Below are 18,302 nucleotides of genomic sequence, written 5' to 3'. Positions count from 1 at the left end.
CTAAGAGGGGAGTCGCCATATCATGAGAATAGGTAAAATCGCCCTGGTGGCGGTGTTGGGCTACAGCCTGCTGTGGCTCGGCGGATGTTCCATCTTCTCGGCCCAGCCGGTGGGCGCGGAGTCCGGCGCTGCCGGAACCCAGGCCACCAAGGACGGCAAGGGCACCACCGCGCCCGCGGCCATCGGGCGCTATTACGACTTTGACGACATCCAGGTGCCCAACGCCCTCAAGCTGGACAAGAAGCACTCGCTCATCTTCCGGGCGGGCAAGTTCAAGGCCGGGGTGCTGGCTTTCACCGGCAACGTGGAAGTGCAGAGCCTGATCAACTTCTTCATCGACTCCATGCAAAAGGACAACTGGGTCCTGCAAGGATCCTACAAGTACCCCCGGGTGGTGTTGTTTTTTGCCAAGAAGGGCAAGACCGCGATCATCAACATCGTGGAAGACACCTTCAGCACCAACATAAGCATCTGGGTGGCCCCCGCGGTGGATTGATGGAGCAGAACGACGACAAGGCGCGGGTGCTCCTGGGGATCACCGGGGGCATAGCCGCCTATAAGGCCGCCGAGCTGGCCAGCCGCCTGTGCCAGGCGGGCTGCGACGTGCGGGTGGTGATGACCGACCACGCCCGGCGCTTCGTGGGGCCGCTCACCTTCACCGCCCTCACCGGCCACCCGGTGCCCGGCGACTGGTTCGATCCGGACCAGGAGGCCACCATCAGCCACATCGACCTGGCCCGCTGGGCCCAGGTGGTGGTGGTGGCCCCGGCCACGGCTAACTTCATCGCCAAGGCGGCCCTGGGTCTGGCCGACGACCTGTTGTCCACCATCCTGCTGGCCACCACCGCCCCGCTGCTCATCGCCCCGGCCATGAATCCCCAGATGTACGCCCATCCCACGGTGGGCGAAAACCTGGACCGCCTGGCCCAGCGCGGGGCGCGCCTGGTGGGCCCGGCCGCCGGGCACACCGCCTGCGGCGAGGAGGGGGCCGGGCGCATGGTGGAGCCGGCGCTCATCGCCGAGCACGCCCTGGACCTCATGGCGGTCCGCGACCTGGAGGGGGTGCCCATCCTGGTCACTGCCGGGCCCACCCGGGAACACCTGGACCCGGTGCGCTATTTGTCCAATCCCAGCAGCGGGCGCATGGGCCTGGAGATCGCCCGCATGGCCCGCCGCCGGGGGGCCGAGGTCACCCTGGTCTTGGGTCCCACCCACCTGGAACCGCCCTTTGGCGTTAATGTGGTAGGCGTCACCTCGGCCCAGGATATGGCCGAGGCGGTGGCCCGCCTGGCCCCGGCCCAAAAGGTCGTGGTCAAGGCGGCGGCGGTGGGCGACTTCCGCCCGGAGAAATGCCATCCCACCAAGGTCAAGAAGACCGGCCAGGGAGAAGCCTGCCAGCTGGTGGCCACCACCGACATCCTGGCCGCCCTGGGCCGCGACAAGGGCGAGCGCATCCTGGTGGGCTTCGCCGCCGAAACCGACGAGGTGCTGGCCCACGCCGGGGCCAAGATGCAGGCCAAGAACCTGGACCTGATGGTGGCCAACGACGTGAGCGCCGCGGACGCCGGCTTTGCCGTGGAGACCAACCGGGTGCACTTCCTCACCCCGGACGGCGAGGTGGAGACTCTGCCGCTGATGAGCAAGCAGGAGGTGGCCCAGCGCCTGTTGGACCGGGTGGGCCGCCTGCTGGAAGGGGCCTGAGCTTGAACGATTCCCGCCGCCTGGCGGAGCTGGCCGACAACCTGGCCTGCCGTTCCCGCCTGGGTCTCAGCAAGGTGGCGGGCAGCCGGGAAGACCTGGCCCAGCTCATGGACGCGGTGATGCCCGCCGCCCCCACTCCCCGCTTCACCAGCCTTGCCCAGGTACGTCAATGGATGGGAGAATGTACTAGGTGCTCTCTTAGCCGGGGGCGCAACAAGATCGTGTTCGGCAGCGGCCCCGAGGACGCCCGCATCATGTTCATCGGCGAGGGGCCGGGGGCCCAGGAGGACCGCCAAGGGCTGCCCTTCGTGGGCCCGGCGGGCAAGCTCCTGGACGCCATGCTGGCCGCGGTGGGTCTCAGGCGGGAGCAGGTGTACATCGCCAACATCGTCAAGTGCCGGCCTCCGGGCAACCGCGATCCCCAGACCGAGGAGGTGGCCGCCTGCCGCCCCTTCCTGGAGGCCCAGGTTAAGGTCATCGCCCCGGCGGCCATCTGCACCCTGGGACGACCCGCGGCCCACGCCCTGCTAGGAAGCGACGCGCCCATGGGCCGCCTGCGGGGCCAATGGAGCCGGGCCCTGGGGGTGCCGGTGCTGCCCACCTATCACCCGGCCTACCTCCTGCGCACCCCGGAGGCCAAGGCCCTGGCCTACGCCGACTTGAAGGCCCTGGTAAAGGGCCCCACACCCTAACCCGCGGAGGGGCCATGCCCCGTTATCTCCTTGCGCCGCTGCTGTTGCTGCTCCTGGTGCTGGCCGCGCCCGCCTCGGCCTCGGCTTCGGCCCCGGCCCAGGTCGGCGGGGGCCAGGTGTGGGTCATCGAGCTGAGCGACACCATCAACCCCGGCAGCGCCGAGTATCTGGTGAACGGCCTGGACCAGGCGGCCGTGGCGGGGGCCTCCCTGGTGGTGATCCGCATGGACACCCCCGGCGGCCTGGTCACCTCCATGCGTGAGATGGTCAAGGCCATCCTGGCCTGCCCGGTGCCGGTGGTGGTCTACGTGGCCCCGGCCGGGGCGCGGGCCACCAGCGCGGGGGCATTCATCATACTGGCCGCGCCGGTGGCGGCCATGGCCCCGGCCACCCACGTGGGCGCGGCCCATCCGGTGGGGGGCCAGGGCCAGGACATCAAGGGCACCATGGGCGAAAAGGCGGTGAGCGACCTCAAGGCCCTGGCCGTGAGCCTGGCCAAGCGCCGGGGACGCGACCCCAAGCTGGCCGAGGAGATGGTGGTCAAGTCCACCAGCTTCGACGCCATAAAGGCCAAGGAACTGGGCCTGGCCGACATCGTGGCGCGGGACCTGGGCCAGCTGCTCCAGTCCCTGCAGGGCCGCAAGGTGCCCACCGCCGACGGCGAAAAGGTCATCGACACCAAGGGCAAGACCATCCGCTTTTATCAGCCCGGCTGGCGGGACAAGCTCTTGAGCCTGTTGGCCAGCCCCAACCTGGCCTACATCCTGCTGATGATCGGCCTGGCCGGCATCTATTTCGAGCTGAGCCATCCGGGGACGGTTTTCCCGGGGGTGGTGGGCGGCCTGGCCCTGATCCTGGCCTTTTTCGCCATGAGCACCCTGCCGGTGAGCTACGCCGGGTTGGCGCTGATCGGGCTGGCCGTGGTGCTATTTTTCGCCGAGATCAAGATCACCAGCTACGGCCTGCTGTCGGCGGGCGGGGCGGTCTCGCTGATCCTGGGTTCGGTGATGCTGTTCAAGTCCGGGGAGACGGTGGTGGCCGTGTCCCTTACCGTGCTGGTGCCCACCGCCTTGGCCATGATCCTGTTTTTCGGCGGGGTGGCCTATCTGGCCGGCAAGGCCCAAATGGCCAAGTCGGTCACCGGCAAGGAGGGCCTGTTGGGAGCCCACGGGGTGGTGGTGGACGCGCGGCGGGTGCGCGTGCTGGGTGAGCTTTGGAGCTTCACTAGCGACCAGTCCCTGGAGCCGGGGCAAAAGGTGGAAGTAGTTTCGGTCAACGGCCTGGAGGTCGAGGTACGGCCTTCGGCGCCCCAGGAACCACACGATTAAAGGGAGGCCGGGTCAATGGGCATCATATCGACCATAATATCTCTGCTGGGCGGCCTGCTGCCGGTGGTGATCTTGTTCATCCTGTTCCTGGCGGTGTCGCTCCGGGTGCTCAAGGAGTACGAGCGGGGGGTCATCTTCCGCCTGGGCCGGGTAATCGCCGCCAAGGGCCCGGGATTGATCATCCTCATTCCCATCATCGACCGCATGACCAAGGTGAGCCTGCGGACCGTGGCCATGGACGTGCCGCCCCAGGACGTGATCACCCGGGACAACGTGTCGGTCAAGGTAAACGCGGTGATCTATTTCCGGGTCATGGACCCCACCAACGCCATCGTGCAGGTGGAGGACTATTTGTTCGCCACCAGCCAGTTGGCCCAGACCACCCTGCGTAGCGTGTGCGGCCAGGTGGAGATGGACGAGCTGCTCTCGGAGCGGGAGAAGATCAACGGCGAGTTGCAGCAGATCCTGGACCAGCACACCGACGCCTGGGGCATCAAGATCAGCACCGTGGAGGTAAAGCACATCGACCTGCCCCAGGAGATGCAGCGGGCCATGGCCCGCCAGGCCGAGGCCGAGCGCGAGCGGCGGGCCAAGGTGATCAACGCCGAGGGCGAGTTCCAGGCAGCCGAGAAGCTGGCCCAGGCGGCGGAGATAATCAGCACCCATCCCCAGGCCCTGCAATTGCGCTATTTGCAGACGCTAAGGGAGATCGCCAGCGAAAACAACAGCACCACCTTGTTCCCCTTGCCCCTGGACCTGTTCAAGCCGTTTCTTAAAATGGTTGAAAAGAACGGCTCCAGCGAGTAAACTCCCCCATTCAACGGTGGGGGCCGCACGCCCCCTTCGGCAAGCAATATCAGGAGAGTAGACGAACCATGGCTGACGAGGAAACCCTGCAAGACCAGACCAGCGAAGAGCCCGCCGCCGAGGCCGCCCAAGACGACGTAATCATCGTCGAGGTGCCCGATCCCCCCAAGCCCTTGGAGAAGATGACCGCCAAGGAGCTGAGGGAATACGCCCTGCAGATCGGCAACATCGTTGGCGTGCACAGCATGAACAAGGAAGAGCTGCTCAAGGCCATCAAAGAGGCCATCGGCATCGACGACGCCTCGGGCGCCAAGCTCTTCGCCAAGGAAATCGCCAAGGTCAAGGTCGAGATCCGGGCGCTCAAGAGCGACCGCGACAAGGCCCGCGAAGAGGGCAACAGCAAGCAGGTCGATATTTTGCGCAAGCGCATCGGCCGCCTGAAGAAGAAGACCCGGCGACTGTCCGCGGCAGGCTAGTCATGGACTACGCCGCCGGCCTGGAACTTCTCAAGAGTCAGGTTGACGACGAACGCATACGCATGCACAGCCTGGCTTCGGCCGTGGTTCTGCGCGCCCTGGCTCGCCGTTTGGGCCAGGACGAGGAGACCTGGGCCTTGGCCGGGCTGTTGCACGATCTGGACTACGGCCAAACCGCCGATCAGATGCACCGCCACGGCCTGGTGACCGCCGAGCTGTTGGCGGACACCGACCTGCCCCCCGAGGTGGTGGAGGCCATCAAGGCCCACAACGCCGAGAACCTGGGGCTCAAGCGCAGCACCCCCCTGGACCTGGCCCTCACCGCCGGGGAGACCATCACCGGCCTGGTGATGGCCACCACCATGGTGTACCCGGACAAGAAGCTGGCCAGCGTAAAGCCCAAGAGCGTGACCAAGCGGATGAAGGAAAAGGCCTTCGCCGCCAGCGTCAACCGCGACCACATCCGGCTCTGCGAAGAGCTGGGCATCCCCCTGCCCGAGTTCGCCGCCCTGGCCGTGGAAGCCATGCGCGAAATCAGCGACGATTTAGGCCTTTAATTTTCACACAACCCGGCTTCGCCAGGAAGCGCCATGCGGCGTTGGCGGCGTCGCTTAGACCTCGGCGTATTAACAATACGCCTGCGGTCTACGCTCACCGCCGCCTTGCCTGACACTCCCTGGCCGTGCCGGGGGTTATTCGCAGCTGTCCGGTGTTGGATGAAGGGGTAGAAGTCATGTTTAATAGTTTTGTATTGCGCAATGTTACACTTAAACTTAATAAAATATATTAAGAAATAATTTGGCCAGAATCATCTCGCTTTTTGGCCCATCAAACCTCTAAAAAGGCAGCTCCAGCACCATCTCGCCGGGTTGGCGCTCAACCCAAAGCCGCCGGGCTATAGGGTCAAGGCGGTAGGTGAGGTAGCAGTGATGGCGGGGGTCGCTCAAGACCTCTGGCCGAAAAGCCGCCAGGTTGGTGCCTCCCCGGTGCCGGGCCGAAGGAGCCAGCAGGCCGGGGTGCCCTTCGCCCTGCAAGCGGGCGCCGACACCTTGGGTGAAAGCGTAATCATCGGCCAACAGGGCCGGGTGCTCGCCTCCCTTGCGGCTCAGATCAACCAAGACCGCCCGGCAGTGCACCAGATACACCGCCCGCTCCCGCACTACGGTTTCGTCCAGGCCCTCAATATTAAGCTCGCTTCTAATCATGTGATAAGTGGTCTCGTGGATGCTCGTTTCCAGGCTTAGGGAGCCGTACCACACACCGTAGGAGCCGTTGCCGTAGCGGGAGTGGAGGTAGGGTTCACTTTCAAATGGGTAGAGGATGGCCGTGGTGTAGTGAAACCCCCGGTGGATCATACCGGGAGGAATGTCCTTTTTGGCGCGCATTTCCAATTCAACGGCTAGCCGCGACAGACTTTCGTCGCCCCCGCTCAGATCGGCGAAAAGGTTCTGGGACTCGCGCAAAGAGACAATGTTGCGAAAGACGTCGTCGTCAAAATCGCGGGATTGGTCGAACACGCCCTGCAAGCTCTAGACGCCCCGCACGTAATCAAGGTAGCGAGCCACCCTGGCCAGGCCGGCGATGCCTTGCTCGATCATCGTCTCTAAGGGGGTGCGATTGTCAAAGGCCTGATTGCGCCGCTTTACCCAGCCGTACTTGAGATTCGGGTTGTGTGGGTAGAGCAGGCCCAGGGCCTTGTGTACGGCCAACAGCAGACCCACGCGGTCCCGCAGGTCTCGGCTGTCGGGAAGCGGGCGGCCCTGGCGGTAGCGCCCCAAAGCTGCCCGGCTGCTGGGGCTCATGCCCAGCAGTTGCAACTGCTGCGCCGTGTCCAGTCCCCACCGGTCGAACAGGTTGGTGACCAGCTTGGCCATGCCCTCACGGGCCTGGGGTGAGGCCAGGTCCGGTCGGGTTGCTTCCTGAATTTGCGCCAACGGCATGTCCACATCCTCCAATCAACTGCTATGTGTATACTTATAAACATAGTTTGTTTATAAAGCAACAATAATTGTCACCCAAAAAGAAACCGGAGGGTCCTTGCGGACCCTCCGGTTATAGCCGAAAGCAGAAGTAGGCTTAGTAGCCCAACTCGCCCAGCAACTTGACCAGGCCGCGCACCGCGTCGGCGCTCTTGTCCAGGGCGGCCTTCTCGTCGGCGGTCAGCTTGATTTCGATGACCTGCTCGGCTCCGCCCACGCCCAGCTTCACCGGCACGCCGATGTACAGGTCGTTGTAGCCGTACTGGCCGTTCAGGTACACCGCGCAGGGCAGGATTTTCTTCTTGTCCTTCAAGATGGCCTCGGCCATCTCCACGGCGGAGGAGGCGGGCGCATAGTAGGCGCTGCCGGTTTTCAAGAGGCTCACGATCTCCGCGCCGCCCTGGGCGGTGCGCTGGCACATGGCCGCGATCTTGTCGGCGGGCAACAGCTCGGTGATGGGGATGCCCGACACGGTGGAGAAGCGGGGCAGGGGCACCATGGTGTCGCCGTGGCCGCCCAGCACGAAGGCGTGGGTGTTTTCCACGGACACGTTCAGGGCCTCGGCGATGAAGAAACGGAAGCGGGCAGAGTCCAAAACCCCGGCCATGCCGATCACCCGCTCGCTGGGGAAGCCGGAGGCCTTCAGGGCCACGTGGCACATGGCGTCCAGGGGGTTGCTCACGATGATCATCACCGCCTTGGGGGAGCGCTTGGCCGCTTCCTTGCACACCGTGTTCACGATGCCCGCGTTGGTTTTGATCAGATCGTCGCGGCTCATGCCGGGCTTGCGGGCGATGCCCGCGGTGACGATAATAATGTCCGAGTCGGCGGTGGCGTCGTAGTCGTTGGTACCGGTGATCAAGGCGTCATGCTTTTCCACCGGAGAGGCCTCGCAAAGGTCCAGACCCTTGCCTTGGGGCATGCCTTCCACGACATCGACCAACACTACGTCGGCCAACTCTTTTTCGGCGGCGCGCTGGGCGCAGGTGGCCCCCACGTTGCCGGCGCCGATAACCGTAATCTTCTGGAGCATCTCGCTTTCTCCTTACTGAGCTTTGTGCTAGGTTTAAGGAACGAAAAAAACATACTACCGTAGTTCATCCGGAGTCAACGCCAGCGGCTCATATTTTCCATGAGCGGCCTTAATGAGGAGTGTTATGAGTACATTACCGGTGCATGAAACCAATCTGGAAGGGGTTGCCCTGAAGGCCAGGGGCAAGGTGCGCGATATTTACGACTTGGGCGATCACCTGCTCATCGTGGCCACCGACCGCCTCAGCGCCTTCGACGTCGTGCTGCCCGACCCCATTCCGGACAAGGGCAAGGTCCTCACCCAGATTTCCCTGTTCTGGTTTCAGCAGATGGCCGACATCACTCCCAACCACCTGGTGGCCTGGGAAGTTGCCGATTTCCCCCAGGAACTTCAGAAGTTCGGCGAGGTGCTCGAGGGACGCTCCATGCTGGTGAAAAAGGCCCAGCCCCTGGCCATCGAGGCCATCGTGCGCGGCTATCTTTCGGGCAGCGGATGGAAGGATTACCAGGCCAGCGGCAAGGTCTGCGGCTACAGCCTGCCCACCGGGCTCCGGGAGAGCGACAAGCTTCCCGAGCCCCTGTTCACTCCCAGCACCAAGGCCGAGCTGGGCGAGCACGACCTGAACATCGACCTGGCCCAGGCCGAGAAGATCGTGGGGGCCGAGCTGGCCCAGGCGGTGGCCCAGCGCGCCCTGGCCATCTATGGCCGGGCCCGCGACTTCGCCGCCACCAAGGGCATCATCATCGCGGACACCAAATTCGAGTTCGGCACTATCGACGGCGAGCTGATCCTCATCGACGAGGTGCTGACCCCGGATTCCAGCCGTTTCTGGCCCGAGGACAAGTACGCCCCCGGCCAGAGCCAACAGAGCTATGACAAGCAGTTCGTGCGGGACTATCTGGAGAGCATCGGCTTTGACAAGAAGCCCCCGGCTCCCAAGCTGCCCGCCGAGGTGATCGAGGGCACCCGTCAGCGCTATCTGGAGGCCCTGACCCGGCTTACCGGCCACGGTCTGGCCTAGTAGAGAGCGAGGCGGAACTCCGCCATCTCCGCAAAGGAGCAGGTAAATTGAAAGAAAAAGTTGAACAGGCCCTGGAGAAGATCCGCCCGGCCCTGCAACGCGACGGCGGCAACGTGGAGTTGGTGGACGTCACCGACGACGGCGTGGTCAAGGTCAAGCTGGTGGGCGCCTGCGGCGGCTGCCCCATGAGCCAGATGACCCTAAAGATGGGCATCGAAAAGGTGGTCAAACAGGCCATTCCCGAAGTCAAGAGCGTGGAATCGGTCTAGGCCCCGGCTATAGCGAAACAGCGCCCGCTCCCGGCCCAACCGCGGCCGGGAGCGGGTGTCCTGCCCATAAAACCATACTGCCAATTTGGCGCCGCCGGGGGGCGGGGCCGGGGGGAGCGGCGGCATGGAGCAATTCAGGGAAAAGTCCGTTTTCAAGGTGTTGCTGGCCTCCCGGCGGGAGCGGGACATGGCCGAGCTGGCCCGCTGCCTCACAGAGCTGGGCCACCAGGTGGCCGGCCTGGCCCGCGAGGGCCGCGCGGCCTGCCTGTTGCACCATGAGCTGCGCCCGGACCTGGCCATGTTGGATCAGGACCTGCCCAACCTGGACGGGGTGGAGGCGGCCCGGCGCATGAACGCCCGCCGTCCCTTGCCGGTGCTGATCATCAGCCGCAACGGCTGCGAGCGGCCCGGGCCGGGGGCCGATCCCGCCTCGGTCAGCGCCTACTGCGTCCCGCCCTGGGAGCCCAGCCTGGTCGGCCCGATTCTGGCCATGGCTTGGCGCAACCACCAACGCCTGTGTCATTTGGAAGGCCGGGTGCGGGAGCTGGACCAGGCCCTGAGCGAGCGCAAGGACATCGAGCGGGCCAAGGGGGTGTTGATGGAACGCCGGGGGCTGAGCCTGGATCAGGCGGAGCAAAGATTGCAAAGCGAGGCCCGGCGGCGGGGGGTGGGCTTGGCCCAAGTGGCTCGGGATCTGGTCTGCGCCCAGGCGGTATTGGCTAAGTAGGGGCTCGAACTAGGCCCGATGATAGGGCAGGCCCGCCAGGATGGTGCAGGCGCGGTAAAGCTGCTCCGCGGCCACCAGGGCGGCCAGCTCGTGGGCCAGGGTAGGGGGGCCGAAGCTCACCAGCTGATCGGCTCGCCGAGCCACCGCCGGGTCCAGGCCCAGCGCCCCGCCTATAACCAGCACCAGGCGGCTCCGGCCGCTCAGGCGGGCCTTTTCCAAGGCCTTGGCCCACTGCAGGCTGCTCCAGGCCTTGCCCTTTATCTCGAGAGCCCACACCAGATCGCGCTGGTCCAGCCGGGCCAGCAGGCGCTGACCCTCTTCGGCCTTGGCCGACTCGTCCGGGGTCTTGGGGCCCAGCTTGGCGGGCCGCACCCCCACCAGGGAGCCGCCGCCGTAGGGCTTGAGGCGCGCCAGGTAGTCGTCGATGCCCTGGGCCAGGTAGGTCTGCTTGGGCTTGCCCACGGTGAGCAGCAGGTGCTTCACTTCTGGGCGTCCAGCCAGGGCGTGCCGTCCAGGGGCTGGCCGTCCGGCCCCAGCTTGATGACCCAGCGGGCCGTGGCCTCGGCCAAGAGGGTGTCGTCCTCTTCCAGGTATATGCGCCCTTCGGCCACGGCCAGGCGGCCCCGGTGGGTGGTCACCCGCCCCATCGCCTTGAGGGGAACCCCCAGGGGCACCGCCTTGCGATAGGTGGTCTCCATGCGGGTGGTGAGCCCCTGGCCCACGTAGCCGATCACCGCGTAGGCCATGATCTCGTCCAAAACCGTGGATACGATGCCCCCGTGGGCGATATCGTCCCAGCCCTGGTACTGGCGGCCCAGGGTCAGGCGGCACACCGCCGCCCCGTCCTCGTAGCCCACCCGCATGCGCAGGCCGTAGACGTTGCGCGCCCCGCAGGCAAAGCAATGGCCGGTGTTGGTGAGATCGTTTTCCGTGAGGGCGCTCACTAACGCTTCTCCAGGCCTAGACGCGCGGCCACCTCCAGGGCGGTGGCCTTGACGAACTTGGCAAAGGCCTCGCCGCTCAGGGGACGCCCCGGACCGGGCATTTCCTGCTCGGCCAGGGCCAACACCTCTTCGGGCCGGTTGACCAACTCGGGACGGGGTTTGACCCCGTAGTCCGGCGGGAAGGTGTTTTCAAAATACATCTGCTGGAAGCCCACGAACTTCAGGTGGTGGGCCGTGGCGTCGCAGATGGCCTTCTCGCCGGCGCTCACGATGCCCGCCGCCTGGGCCCGCAACAGCCCGGCCAGGGACTCGCCGCCCTGGGTGCATACCACGTGGCCGTGGCGGTTGGCCAGGATCATGTGGTCCATGATCTCCTGCTCGCTCACCTGCACCACGTACACCCTGGGGCCGCCCGCCTGGGCCTCGTAGCGCCGGGCCAGCTCCACCACCCGGGGCATGGACACCGGGTTGCCGATCATGGCCGCCTGGGCCACCGAGGGCTGCACGGTCACCGGCCGCCATACCCGCTTGCCGGGGTCGTTCTCCTGGTAATAGCGGAACACCGGGTCGGCATGCTCGCTCTGCACCCCGATGACCTTGGGCAGCTCGTCGATGATGCCCAGCTGGTGCAGCTTCATGAAGCCGCTCATGATGGCGCTGATGTTGCCCGCGTTGCCGATGGGCACCAGGATCACCCGGCCGGTGAGGTCCCAGTCCAGGTCCTGGGCCACCTCGTAGGCGTAGGACTCCTGGCCCAGGATGCGCCAGGCGTTCTTGGAATTGAGCAGGGCCACCTGGTAATTATCGGCCAGATGCTCCACCACCTTCATGCAGTCGTCGAACACGCCTGGGATCTCCAAGACCCGCGCCCCGGCTCCCAAGGGCTGGCTGAGCTGGGCCGGGGTCACCTTGCCCTGGGGCAAGAGCACCGCGCTCTTTACCTCCGGGGCCAGGTAGGAGGCGTAGAGCGCCGCGGCGGCCGAGGTGTCGCCGGTGGAGGCGCACACGCTCAGAATCTCCCCGGCCCCCTGGTGCTTGACCAGGTAGTTGATGTAGCTCAGGGCCACGGCCATGCCCCGGTCCTTGAAGGAGGCCGAGGGGTTCTGGCCGTCGTTCTTGAAGCAGAAGTCCGCGCCCAACTCGCCCTTGAGCAGATCGCTGGCCTCCACCAGGGGAGTGTGCCCCTCGCCCAGGTAGAGCACGCTGTCCAGGGGGATCACCGGGGCCAGCAACTCGGCGTAGCGGAAGATGCCCTTGAGGGCGGGGATGTTGAGCATGCGCCTGAGGTCGAACACCCGCCGCCACTGGGCTCCGCTGAGCTTTTTGAGCTGGTCGAAGCCCTTGTCTTCGATGAGCAGCACCTCCCCGCAGGAGGGGCAGGTGTAGAGCAACTCGGAGATGGAGTGCTCGGAGCCGCAGTCCAGGCAGCGGTAGACCAAGTCCCCCCCGGGCTGGGGCAACAGGTGTTTCTGGTCCTCGGGCGCGAATTGATCGGGGCGCATTTATCTAGCCTCCCTGGGTGATTATGGGGCCAAGCTTAAGCCAGGGGGCGGGTGGTGTCAAACGCGCGCGAAGCCCGGGCTCAGCGGGGTATGCGTACCAGGTCTTCGCTATAGCAGCCCTGGTTGGCCGTGGTGTGGCAGGCCAGGCAGTTGCCCCGCGATCCCACCGCCTTGCGGGCAAAGGCTCCGGCGGGGATGTCGTCATATTCGTGTTTGTGGAGGATGTAGGGCACCTGGCTGATGCGTAGGATCGTATCACCCCTCAGGCTTTTGATTATCTTGCGGGATATCTTGCAATCACAGTATTCAGCCGCGCTGGAGCGCAAGTAGGCAGCGACGGCGGCGCGGTCCTGAGAGGAGAGATTCACCTGATCGTCGAAGTGCTCCGGCAGCTTGGCCAGGATGGCCTCCCAAGAGGCGGCGGGCAGCAAGGCCGGCTGGTAGGCCATGTGGCACTCACCGCACTGTTGCCGGTACAGGGGGTTGTTCACCGGAGGTACCCGGTGCTCCCCCAAGCCCCGTCCCTCCTGATAACGCTGACGCTGGCGGCCGTTTTCGCCGTGGTCCGAAAAGGCCGCCCCCGCCCCGAGGCAGATGATGAGCGGCAGGGTAAGAAGCAAGATGACTCGTTGCATAGTTGGACCTCCCTGGGCATGAACCGACAAATTCCTGAGCCAAAACCTGGGACCCAAAGTCGCCCGAGCAGCAGTTTATTAATATGCCTACGCGATAGCTAGTGTTTCGACGGCTTCACCTCGGCGGCCCGGCCCAGCCAGTCGTCTATCTGCCCGGCCGAGGGAATGGAGCCCACCGCTTTTACCTCGCCGTTGACGACCAGGGCCGGGGTGCCCCTAAGGCCCAGGGCTGCTATCTCCAGGGCGTCGCTCACCCGCTCCACCTCGCCGCTAAGGCCCAGGCGGGACAGGGCGTCGTACACCGCTTGGAGCAGTTGGTCGCCCCCCGCGCAGCCCCCACAGGCCACCTGGATGCTCAGACCGCCGCTGGAGGCGCTCAAGGGCTCCAGCCCCACCGCCCGGCGCAGCTGGTCGCGCAGGGCCTGGGCATAGGCCTGGCGGGCCGAGTCGGGGATGTAGTTTTCGTGGCGCAGGCGCTCCATAAGCTGGGCGGCCAGTTCCTCCTCGCGCTCCGGGGCATAGGCCGGGGCCAGCTCTTCCAGCACCCGGTCCAGTCCCCGGATGCCCACCTGGTGTCCGTTAACCTTGATCTGCCGCACATCCTTCATGGCCGCGCCTCCCTTACTTGGGCTATAGCCCGGCGGGAAAAATTTGGCAACCAGGCTTGCGCATAAAATACCTAATGATATATTTGAACATATGTTCAAGTATGGAGGCGCGGCGTGGTAGCCAAGAAGAGCAAGCTCATAGAAGAAGAGGGCTGCCGGGTAAAGATGGTGCACCTGGATCGGGTGCGCCGGGCCCGCGAGCAGGCCCCATCGGACCCGGAGTTGGGCCGCCTGGCCGAGCTGTACAAGGCCATGGGCGATCCCAACCGGCTGCGCATCCTCCTGGCCCTCCGGGGAGGGGAGATGTGCGTGTGCGACCTGGCCGCCCTCACCGGGGTCAGCGATTCGGCGGTTAGCCACGCCCTGCGCCGCCTCAAGGACCTGGCCTTGGTCAACAACCGCCGCGATGGCCAGATGCTCTACTACTCCCTGGACGACGAGCACGTGGATCAGCTCCTGGCCGCCAGCCTGGAGCACCTGCACCACGACTAGACTGCGAGGCGTTACGTGCACATCATCGTGGACATCCTGGCCGAGTGCTGGCGCCTGCTGGCCGAGGCCTCCATCTACATAGTCTTCGGGCTGCTGGTGGCCGGGCTCTTGAAGGCCTTCCTGAGCCCCGACTTCGTCAGCCGCAACCTGGGCCAAGGCAAGGTGGGGCCGGTGTTCAAGGCCGCCCTGCTGGGTCTGCCCCTGCCCCTGTGCTCCTGCGGGGTGCTGCCCGCCGCCGCCGGTCTCAAGCGTCAGGGCGCGGGCCGGGGGGCGGTGGCCTCCTTTTTGGTCTCCACCCCGGAGACCGGCGTGGACTCTATCGCCCTTACCTACGCCCTCTTGGGCCCGGTGATGGCCGTGGCCCGGCCCCTGGCCGCCGTGGTCACCGCCTTGTTGACCGGCCTGGGCATGGGGCTCCTGCCGGAAAAGCGCGAGCAGCCCGCCGCGCCGCCGGACCTCACCTGCCCGGTGGACGCCTGCTGCGACGGTGTGGACTGCGCCCCAAAGGACCACGCTCATCACCACACCTTCTGGCAGCGGACCCGGGCCGGCATGGCCTTTGCCCGGGGCGAGCTGTGGGAAGACCTGGCCGCCTGGTTCTGGCTGGGCATCCTCCTGGCGGGCGTCATCGCCGCCCTGGTCCCGGCAGAGTTCCTCACTCGCTATCTGGGCGGGGGCATGGGCTCCATGCTCATCATGCTGGCCGTGGGCATACCGCTGTACATCTGCGCCAGCGCCTCCACCCCCATCGCCGCGGCCCTGATCCTCAAGGGGGTCAGCCCCGGCGCGGCCTTGGTGTTCCTGTTGGCCGGACCGGCCACCAACGTCACCTCCCTCACCGTGCTGGTGGGGGTGTTGGGCAAGCGGGGAACCGCCCTGTATCTGGCGGGCATCGCCCTGGGCGCGGTGGCCTCGGGCCTCTTGTTGGACCAGGTCTTCGCCCTCAGCGGCCTCAGCCCCCTGGCCGTGGCCGGCGCGGCGGGCGAGATTCTGCCCGATTGGCTGCGCCAGGCCGGGGCGGGCTTCTTGGTGCTGCTGTCCATCGCCCCGCTGTGGCGTTTGGCCAGGCGCAAGCTGGGCCGCCAGCGGGGCGGCTTGCAGAGCCTGGACAGCCTGGCTCCGGTGTCTTCCTGCGGGTCCAGCTCCTGCGGCTGCGGCCACCAGCATTAGTTGGCCGGCTTCGCCAGACGACGGCATACCGCGTTGCCGGCCTCTCTCCAGCCTCGCTGTAGGCGTGGCTATAGCTCCGGCTGTCGTTCGCCGGTCGCCCTGTCCGCCGCCGCCTGGCTGTGCCGGTTGGCGGTTGATGTAAAGCGAAGACAAGATTGCCGGGCGCTGCCCTGGGCGCGAGGCGAAAAAATGGCGGCCCCATCTAGCAGATGAGGCCGCCATTTTTTATACGTAACGGCGTGCGAGGCCTTCGGCGAGCGAGATCTGCAGGCGTATGGCTAATACGCCGAGGAAGCGAGCTATGCCGGCAACGCCGTATGCCGCTGTCTGGCGCAGCCGCCTACCCCGCTAATGCGAATGCTCTCCATGCCCGTGCTCCCGGCCGGGCGTATGCCCCCCGGCGGCCACGTAGCGGGCCTCGTACTCGCCCTCGCAATAGGCCTCCCAGGTCTCCACGCCCTTGAGGTACACCGCCTGGCCGGGGCGCAGCAACACCTCGTTGCCGCCGCCCTTGAGGCGTATGGTGCCGCCCGTGGCCAGGATGATCTCCTCGTGGCCGTCGCCCGGCTTGAGTATGCGGGCCGGTCCGCCGGGGTCCAGCACCCCGTAAATCAGGTAGCAGGCGTGGGTGTCAAGATCCTTAAGCCCCAGGATGGTTTCGCCGCCTTCCCGGCGCACCCGTCCTTCCAGGTCGTATACTTCTTTCATGCCTCCTCCTTTGGCTCCATGCCGTACGCGGCGCACATCACCAGGTCCGGCCCTCGGGGGTCCAGGGCCCGGAAGCGGCAGCCGCCGCCACAGTCGTCGGCCACCGCGCAGTCCCGGCAGCCGGATAAATCCTTGATGGCCAGCGCCCGGCGCCGGGCCCAGCAGGTCCACAGCCCTTCCTCGGCCCTGCCCAGGGGCTGGTCCAGGTAGAAGCCGCACTGGGCCACCTTGCCGTCGGCGGCCACGGTGGCCAGGTGCAGGCCGCAGGCCATGCCGCCGCCTCCGCCGTGAAAGGCCCCGCCATAGGCGCGGGACATGGCCTCCACCGCCTGGGCCGGGGTAACGGCCAGCTCGGGGTGCTCCCCCAGGCGTCCGACGAGGCAGGGGGCGTCGATGCCCCATTCGCCGGCCCCCAGCTCGCGCACCAACTCCTCCAGGCCGGCCATCTCCTCCAGGTTGTAGGCGTGCACCATGGTGGCGATGGACAAGTCGCGCCCCGACTCCCGCACCGCCCGGGCCGCGGCCACGGCCTGAGCAAAGTTGCCTTTGCCCCGTAGGCGCTCATGGCCCGCTTGCAACCCGTCCAGGCTGACCTGCACCTCGTCGCAGTTGAGCTTTTCCAGGGCCTGGGGCAGGAGCAGGCCGTTGGACAAGAGCACCCGCCTCAGCGGCAGGGCGGCCAGCAGGGCGTTGATCTCGTCCCACCGGGGGTGCATCAGGGGTTCGCCGCCCGAGAGCATCACCCTGAGCCCGCCCATGGCCTCGAACTCGCGCAAAATGGCGGCCACCCGCTCCACCGGCAGGTCCACCTTTTGGGCCGCGCCCAAATAGCAGTGGGCGCAGGCCAGGTTGCAGCGCCAGGTAACCTGCAGCTCCAGATAGCGCAGGGAAGGCGAGGGGCCGGGCCCCAGGGCCAGGGGCATGGGCCAGGGGTCGGGATTAAGCTCCAGCAGCCCCTCCTCCAGGCACACCTGGGCGAACTCGGGCTCCAGGCCCGCCTGCTCCATGGTCAGGTGGCCCCGGCATTTTTGCAAGGCCTCCAGGCCCTCCTGGTTCAGTTCGTAGAGTTCGTCGGCCCGGCGATCGTAGAGATAAGGCTCTTCCAACTGGCGCAGGCACACGTGGGGGGCCAGGCGCAGGTAATGCGCCGGGTTGGGGGGGCTCACAGCTTCAGCTCCGGGTTCTCGTCCAGCAGCCAGGCCACGGCCCGCAGGCCGCCGCAAGGCGAGCACTGGTCGCGAGCCACCGCCGGATCGCGGAAATCGCAGCCGTCGATGCGAAATTCGCAGGCCCCGCACACCGCCAGCAGGCGGGGATCGTCCTCGGCCAGGGCGAACAGGCCGTCGTCCGGGGGCGAGGGCAGGGCCTCCAAAAGGGGGGCCAGGTCCGGGCGGCGCTTGAGCAGTTCCACTCCGCCGCAGCCAGGATCTTCGCGCTTGTGGGGCTTGTAATAGCGGCACAGCCCGGCGCAGGCGGTGCGCCGCAGCAGGTCGGCCTGGCTTTCAAGGGAGGTCATGTCCGGTTGTTTCCTATGACTTTGGCCAGGGATTCGGGCAACTGCCCGCTTACGAGGTCGACCCTCACCTCCTGGCCCACGTACACCCCATGCTCCTGGGCCCAGCCGGAGGGCACCTCCAACACCATCTGGGCCGGAACCTTGGCTCGCACCGTGACCCGTTCGCCCCCGGCGGGCACGTTGGGGTCGATCTGGCACACTTTGCCTTGGTCCAGCCAGACGAAATCCAGGGGGAATTTCATGTCGCGCATGCACATGCCCAGGGCCCGGCCGGCAAAGATGAACAGCATGCCCTGGCCCGGCGCCAGGTTCTGGCGGCCGCCCAATCCCTTGAGACGCTGGGCCGGGCTCACCGGCGCTTCGGCCAACACCTGGTGTTGGCCGAAGGAGACCCTGACCATAGGCATGCCCCCCGCGGGCGGCGAATCCCAGGCCACGGCTAGGGTGAGCAGGACCAGCCCCAAAACGACCAGGACGATCTTGCGCGTTAGTCTCGCGATGGTCAAAAACGGCTCCTATAGGCAAAGAAAAAGGGGAGGCCCTCGTGGTGCCTCCCCTTTATAGCTAGCTTAAGCTAGCAGGAGCTCTTGCACTTGCAGAGCCCGCGCTGCGTGCGCACTACTTTTTGGATCTTCATGATCTGTCCTCCAGTTGGTCCCTTCATGGGACGAGTTATTAGATAAATTATTGGAGC

The 18,302-nt window shown here is 66.1% G+C and carries 24 protein-coding genes; 12 read left to right on the top strand and 12 right to left on the bottom strand.

Annotated features, from left to right (window positions below):
- Nucleotides 1-22 precede the first annotated feature (22 nt).
- The 7 genes from AACH32_RS13430 to AACH32_RS13400 all read left to right on the top strand — a co-directional run bounded on the left by AACH32_RS13430 (nucleotide 23) and on the right by AACH32_RS13400 (nucleotide 5,561).
- Nucleotides 23-496 (top strand): hypothetical protein, encoded by a 474-nt coding sequence (locus AACH32_RS13430; protein WP_338600368.1) that lies wholly within the window; start codon nucleotides 23-25, stop codon nucleotides 494-496.
- Nucleotides 496-1,701, top strand: coding sequence for a bifunctional phosphopantothenoylcysteine decarboxylase/phosphopantothenate--cysteine ligase CoaBC (gene coaBC / locus AACH32_RS13425; protein ID WP_338600365.1), 1,206 nt, complete (start codon nucleotides 496-498; stop codon nucleotides 1,699-1,701). Before AACH32_RS13430 ends, coaBC begins: the two co-directional genes overlap by 1 nt.
- 2 nt (nucleotides 1,702-1,703) lie before the next feature.
- Nucleotides 1,704-2,393: a uracil-DNA glycosylase gene (locus AACH32_RS13420; protein ID WP_338600361.1), complete on the top strand. Its 690-nt coding sequence runs from the start codon at nucleotides 1,704-1,706 to the stop codon at nucleotides 2,391-2,393.
- A 14-nt stretch (nucleotides 2,394-2,407) separates the two neighbouring features.
- Nucleotides 2,408-3,721 (top strand): NfeD family protein, encoded by a 1,314-nt coding sequence (locus tag AACH32_RS13415; RefSeq protein WP_338600358.1) that lies wholly within the window; start codon nucleotides 2,408-2,410, stop codon nucleotides 3,719-3,721.
- Nucleotides 3,722-3,736: 15 nt separating this feature from the next.
- Entirely contained in the window at nucleotides 3,737-4,528 is a 792-nt protein-coding gene (locus AACH32_RS13410) for a slipin family protein (protein ID WP_338600355.1), read from the top strand.
- A gap of 68 nt (nucleotides 4,529-4,596) precedes the next feature.
- On the top strand, nucleotides 4,597-5,004 hold the full coding sequence (locus AACH32_RS13405; protein ID WP_338600353.1) for a Rho termination factor N-terminal domain-containing protein: 408 nt from the start codon (nucleotides 4,597-4,599) through the stop codon (nucleotides 5,002-5,004).
- 2 nt (nucleotides 5,005-5,006) lie between these two features.
- Nucleotides 5,007-5,561 carry an HD domain-containing protein gene (locus AACH32_RS13400; RefSeq protein ID WP_338600350.1) on the top strand — a complete coding sequence of 185 codons (555 nt, stop codon included), beginning with the start codon at nucleotides 5,007-5,009 and terminating at the stop codon, nucleotides 5,559-5,561.
- Between the two features lie 279 nt (nucleotides 5,562-5,840).
- Here the strand turns inward: AACH32_RS13400 and AACH32_RS13395 are convergent, their stop codons facing one another.
- The 3 genes from AACH32_RS13395 to mdh all read right to left on the bottom strand — a co-directional run bounded on the left by AACH32_RS13395 (nucleotide 5,841) and on the right by mdh (nucleotide 8,016).
- Entirely contained in the window at nucleotides 5,841-6,521 is a 681-nt protein-coding gene (locus AACH32_RS13395) for an RES family NAD+ phosphorylase (protein ID WP_338600347.1), read from the bottom strand.
- A 12-nt stretch (nucleotides 6,522-6,533) separates the two neighbouring features.
- Entirely contained in the window at nucleotides 6,534-6,944 is a 411-nt protein-coding gene (locus AACH32_RS13390; RefSeq protein ID WP_338600344.1) for an MbcA/ParS/Xre antitoxin family protein, read from the bottom strand.
- 136 nt (nucleotides 6,945-7,080) lie between these two features.
- The gene (gene mdh, locus AACH32_RS13385; RefSeq protein WP_338600340.1) at nucleotides 7,081-8,016 is read right to left on the bottom strand and encodes a malate dehydrogenase; all 936 of its coding nucleotides are present in this window, start codon (nucleotides 8,014-8,016) and stop codon (nucleotides 7,081-7,083) included.
- A gap of 124 nt (nucleotides 8,017-8,140) precedes the next feature.
- On the opposite strand from mdh, the gene AACH32_RS13380 reads away from it, so the two are divergent.
- The 3 genes from AACH32_RS13380 (at nucleotide 8,141) to AACH32_RS13370 (ending at nucleotide 10,033) form a co-directional block, all read left to right on the top strand.
- Nucleotides 8,141-9,037, top strand: coding sequence for a phosphoribosylaminoimidazolesuccinocarboxamide synthase (locus tag AACH32_RS13380; RefSeq protein WP_338600337.1), 897 nt, complete (start codon nucleotides 8,141-8,143; stop codon nucleotides 9,035-9,037).
- A 47-nt stretch (nucleotides 9,038-9,084) separates the two neighbouring features.
- Nucleotides 9,085-9,306, top strand: coding sequence for a NifU family protein (locus AACH32_RS13375; protein WP_338600334.1), 222 nt, complete (start codon nucleotides 9,085-9,087; stop codon nucleotides 9,304-9,306).
- 124 nt (nucleotides 9,307-9,430) lie between these two features.
- Entirely contained in the window at nucleotides 9,431-10,033 is a 603-nt protein-coding gene (locus AACH32_RS13370; RefSeq protein ID WP_338600331.1) for an ANTAR domain-containing response regulator, read from the top strand.
- A 9-nt stretch (nucleotides 10,034-10,042) separates the two neighbouring features.
- Here AACH32_RS13370 and AACH32_RS13365 read toward each other — a convergent pair whose 3' ends face one another.
- From AACH32_RS13365 to AACH32_RS13345, 5 genes are all read right to left on the bottom strand, one after another.
- Entirely contained in the window at nucleotides 10,043-10,516 is a 474-nt protein-coding gene (locus AACH32_RS13365) for a 23S rRNA (pseudouridine(1915)-N(3))-methyltransferase RlmH (protein WP_338600329.1), read from the bottom strand.
- On the bottom strand, nucleotides 10,513-10,977 hold the full coding sequence (locus AACH32_RS13360) for a PaaI family thioesterase (protein WP_338600326.1): 465 nt from the start codon (nucleotides 10,975-10,977) through the stop codon (nucleotides 10,513-10,515). Before AACH32_RS13360 ends, AACH32_RS13365 begins: the two co-directional genes overlap by 4 nt.
- Nucleotides 10,977-12,479, bottom strand: a complete 1,503-nt coding sequence (gene thrC, locus AACH32_RS13355) for a threonine synthase (RefSeq protein WP_338600323.1) — start codon at nucleotides 12,477-12,479, stop codon at nucleotides 10,977-10,979. The genes AACH32_RS13360 and thrC overlap by 1 nt, the downstream gene beginning before the upstream one ends.
- Before the next feature lie 80 nt (nucleotides 12,480-12,559).
- On the bottom strand, nucleotides 12,560-13,114 hold the full coding sequence (locus tag AACH32_RS13350) for a cytochrome C (RefSeq protein ID WP_338600320.1): 555 nt from the start codon (nucleotides 13,112-13,114) through the stop codon (nucleotides 12,560-12,562).
- A gap of 98 nt (nucleotides 13,115-13,212) precedes the next feature.
- Nucleotides 13,213-13,722, bottom strand: a complete 510-nt coding sequence (locus tag AACH32_RS13345; RefSeq protein WP_338600317.1) for a thioredoxin family protein — start codon at nucleotides 13,720-13,722, stop codon at nucleotides 13,213-13,215.
- A gap of 114 nt (nucleotides 13,723-13,836) precedes the next feature.
- On the opposite strand from AACH32_RS13345, the gene AACH32_RS13340 reads away from it, so the two are divergent.
- Together AACH32_RS13340 and AACH32_RS13335 are read left to right on the top strand one after the other, a co-directional pair.
- The gene (locus AACH32_RS13340) at nucleotides 13,837-14,214 is read left to right on the top strand and encodes an ArsR/SmtB family transcription factor (RefSeq protein ID WP_338600315.1); all 378 of its coding nucleotides are present in this window, start codon (nucleotides 13,837-13,839) and stop codon (nucleotides 14,212-14,214) included.
- 15 nt (nucleotides 14,215-14,229) lie between these two features.
- Nucleotides 14,230-15,384, top strand: coding sequence for an SO_0444 family Cu/Zn efflux transporter (locus tag AACH32_RS13335; RefSeq protein ID WP_338600313.1), 1,155 nt, complete (start codon nucleotides 14,230-14,232; stop codon nucleotides 15,382-15,384).
- Nucleotides 15,385-15,732: 348 nt separating this feature from the next.
- Here AACH32_RS13335 and AACH32_RS13330 read toward each other — a convergent pair whose 3' ends face one another.
- The 4 genes from AACH32_RS13330 to AACH32_RS13315 are packed head-to-tail and all read right to left on the bottom strand — an operon-like array spanning nucleotide 15,733 to nucleotide 18,114.
- Nucleotides 15,733-16,092, bottom strand: a complete 360-nt coding sequence (locus AACH32_RS13330) for a hypothetical protein (protein ID WP_338600311.1) — start codon at nucleotides 16,090-16,092, stop codon at nucleotides 15,733-15,735.
- On the bottom strand, nucleotides 16,089-17,258 hold the full coding sequence (locus tag AACH32_RS13325; protein ID WP_338600309.1) for a radical SAM/SPASM domain-containing protein: 1,170 nt from the start codon (nucleotides 17,256-17,258) through the stop codon (nucleotides 16,089-16,091). The genes AACH32_RS13330 and AACH32_RS13325 overlap by 4 nt, the downstream gene beginning before the upstream one ends.
- Nucleotides 17,255-17,608, bottom strand: coding sequence for a hypothetical protein (locus AACH32_RS13320; RefSeq protein ID WP_338600307.1), 354 nt, complete (start codon nucleotides 17,606-17,608; stop codon nucleotides 17,255-17,257). The genes AACH32_RS13325 and AACH32_RS13320 overlap by 4 nt, the downstream gene beginning before the upstream one ends.
- A complete protein-coding gene (locus AACH32_RS13315; RefSeq protein ID WP_338600305.1) occupies nucleotides 17,605-18,114 on the bottom strand; it encodes a DUF192 domain-containing protein in 510 nt (169 codons plus the stop codon). Before AACH32_RS13315 ends, AACH32_RS13320 begins: the two co-directional genes overlap by 4 nt.
- Nucleotides 18,115-18,302: the final 188 nt, after the last annotated feature.

Source organism: Desulfoferula mesophila, assembly GCF_037076455.1.
Lineage (GTDB): Bacteria > Desulfobacterota > Desulfarculia > Desulfarculales > Desulfarculaceae > Desulfoferula > Desulfoferula mesophila.
This window is presented reverse-complemented; position numbering and strand designations above follow the sequence as displayed.

Excerpts from the sequence above, each read along its gene's own strand:
- AACH32_RS13430 (WP_338600368.1), top strand. The coding sequence starts at position 23 with ATGAGAATAGGTAAAATCGCCCTGGTGGCGGTGTTGGGCTACAGCCTG.
- coaBC (WP_338600365.1), top strand. The coding sequence starts at position 496 with ATGGAGCAGAACGACGACAAGGCGCGGGTGCTCCTGGGGATCACCGGG.
- AACH32_RS13415 (WP_338600358.1), top strand. The coding sequence starts at position 2,408 with ATGCCCCGTTATCTCCTTGCGCCGCTGCTGTTGCTGCTCCTGGTGCTG.
- AACH32_RS13410 (WP_338600355.1), top strand. The coding sequence starts at position 3,737 with ATGGGCATCATATCGACCATAATATCTCTGCTGGGCGGCCTGCTGCCG.
- AACH32_RS13405 (WP_338600353.1), top strand. The coding sequence starts at position 4,597 with ATGGCTGACGAGGAAACCCTGCAAGACCAGACCAGCGAAGAGCCCGCC.
- AACH32_RS13400 (WP_338600350.1), top strand. The coding sequence starts at position 5,007 with ATGGACTACGCCGCCGGCCTGGAACTTCTCAAGAGTCAGGTTGACGAC.
- AACH32_RS13390 (WP_338600344.1), bottom strand. The coding sequence starts at position 6,944 with ATGCCGTTGGCGCAAATTCAGGAAGCAACCCGACCGGACCTGGCCTCA.
- mdh (WP_338600340.1), bottom strand. The coding sequence starts at position 8,016 with ATGCTCCAGAAGATTACGGTTATCGGCGCCGGCAACGTGGGGGCCACC.
- AACH32_RS13380 (WP_338600337.1), top strand. The coding sequence starts at position 8,141 with ATGAGTACATTACCGGTGCATGAAACCAATCTGGAAGGGGTTGCCCTG.
- AACH32_RS13370 (WP_338600331.1), top strand. The coding sequence starts at position 9,431 with ATGGAGCAATTCAGGGAAAAGTCCGTTTTCAAGGTGTTGCTGGCCTCC.
- thrC (WP_338600323.1), bottom strand. The coding sequence starts at position 12,479 with ATGCGCCCCGATCAATTCGCGCCCGAGGACCAGAAACACCTGTTGCCC.
- AACH32_RS13350 (WP_338600320.1), bottom strand. The coding sequence starts at position 13,114 with ATGCAACGAGTCATCTTGCTTCTTACCCTGCCGCTCATCATCTGCCTC.
- AACH32_RS13345 (WP_338600317.1), bottom strand. The coding sequence starts at position 13,722 with ATGAAGGATGTGCGGCAGATCAAGGTTAACGGACACCAGGTGGGCATC.
- AACH32_RS13330 (WP_338600311.1), bottom strand. The coding sequence starts at position 16,092 with ATGAAAGAAGTATACGACCTGGAAGGACGGGTGCGCCGGGAAGGCGGC.
- AACH32_RS13320 (WP_338600307.1), bottom strand. The coding sequence starts at position 17,608 with ATGACCTCCCTTGAAAGCCAGGCCGACCTGCTGCGGCGCACCGCCTGC.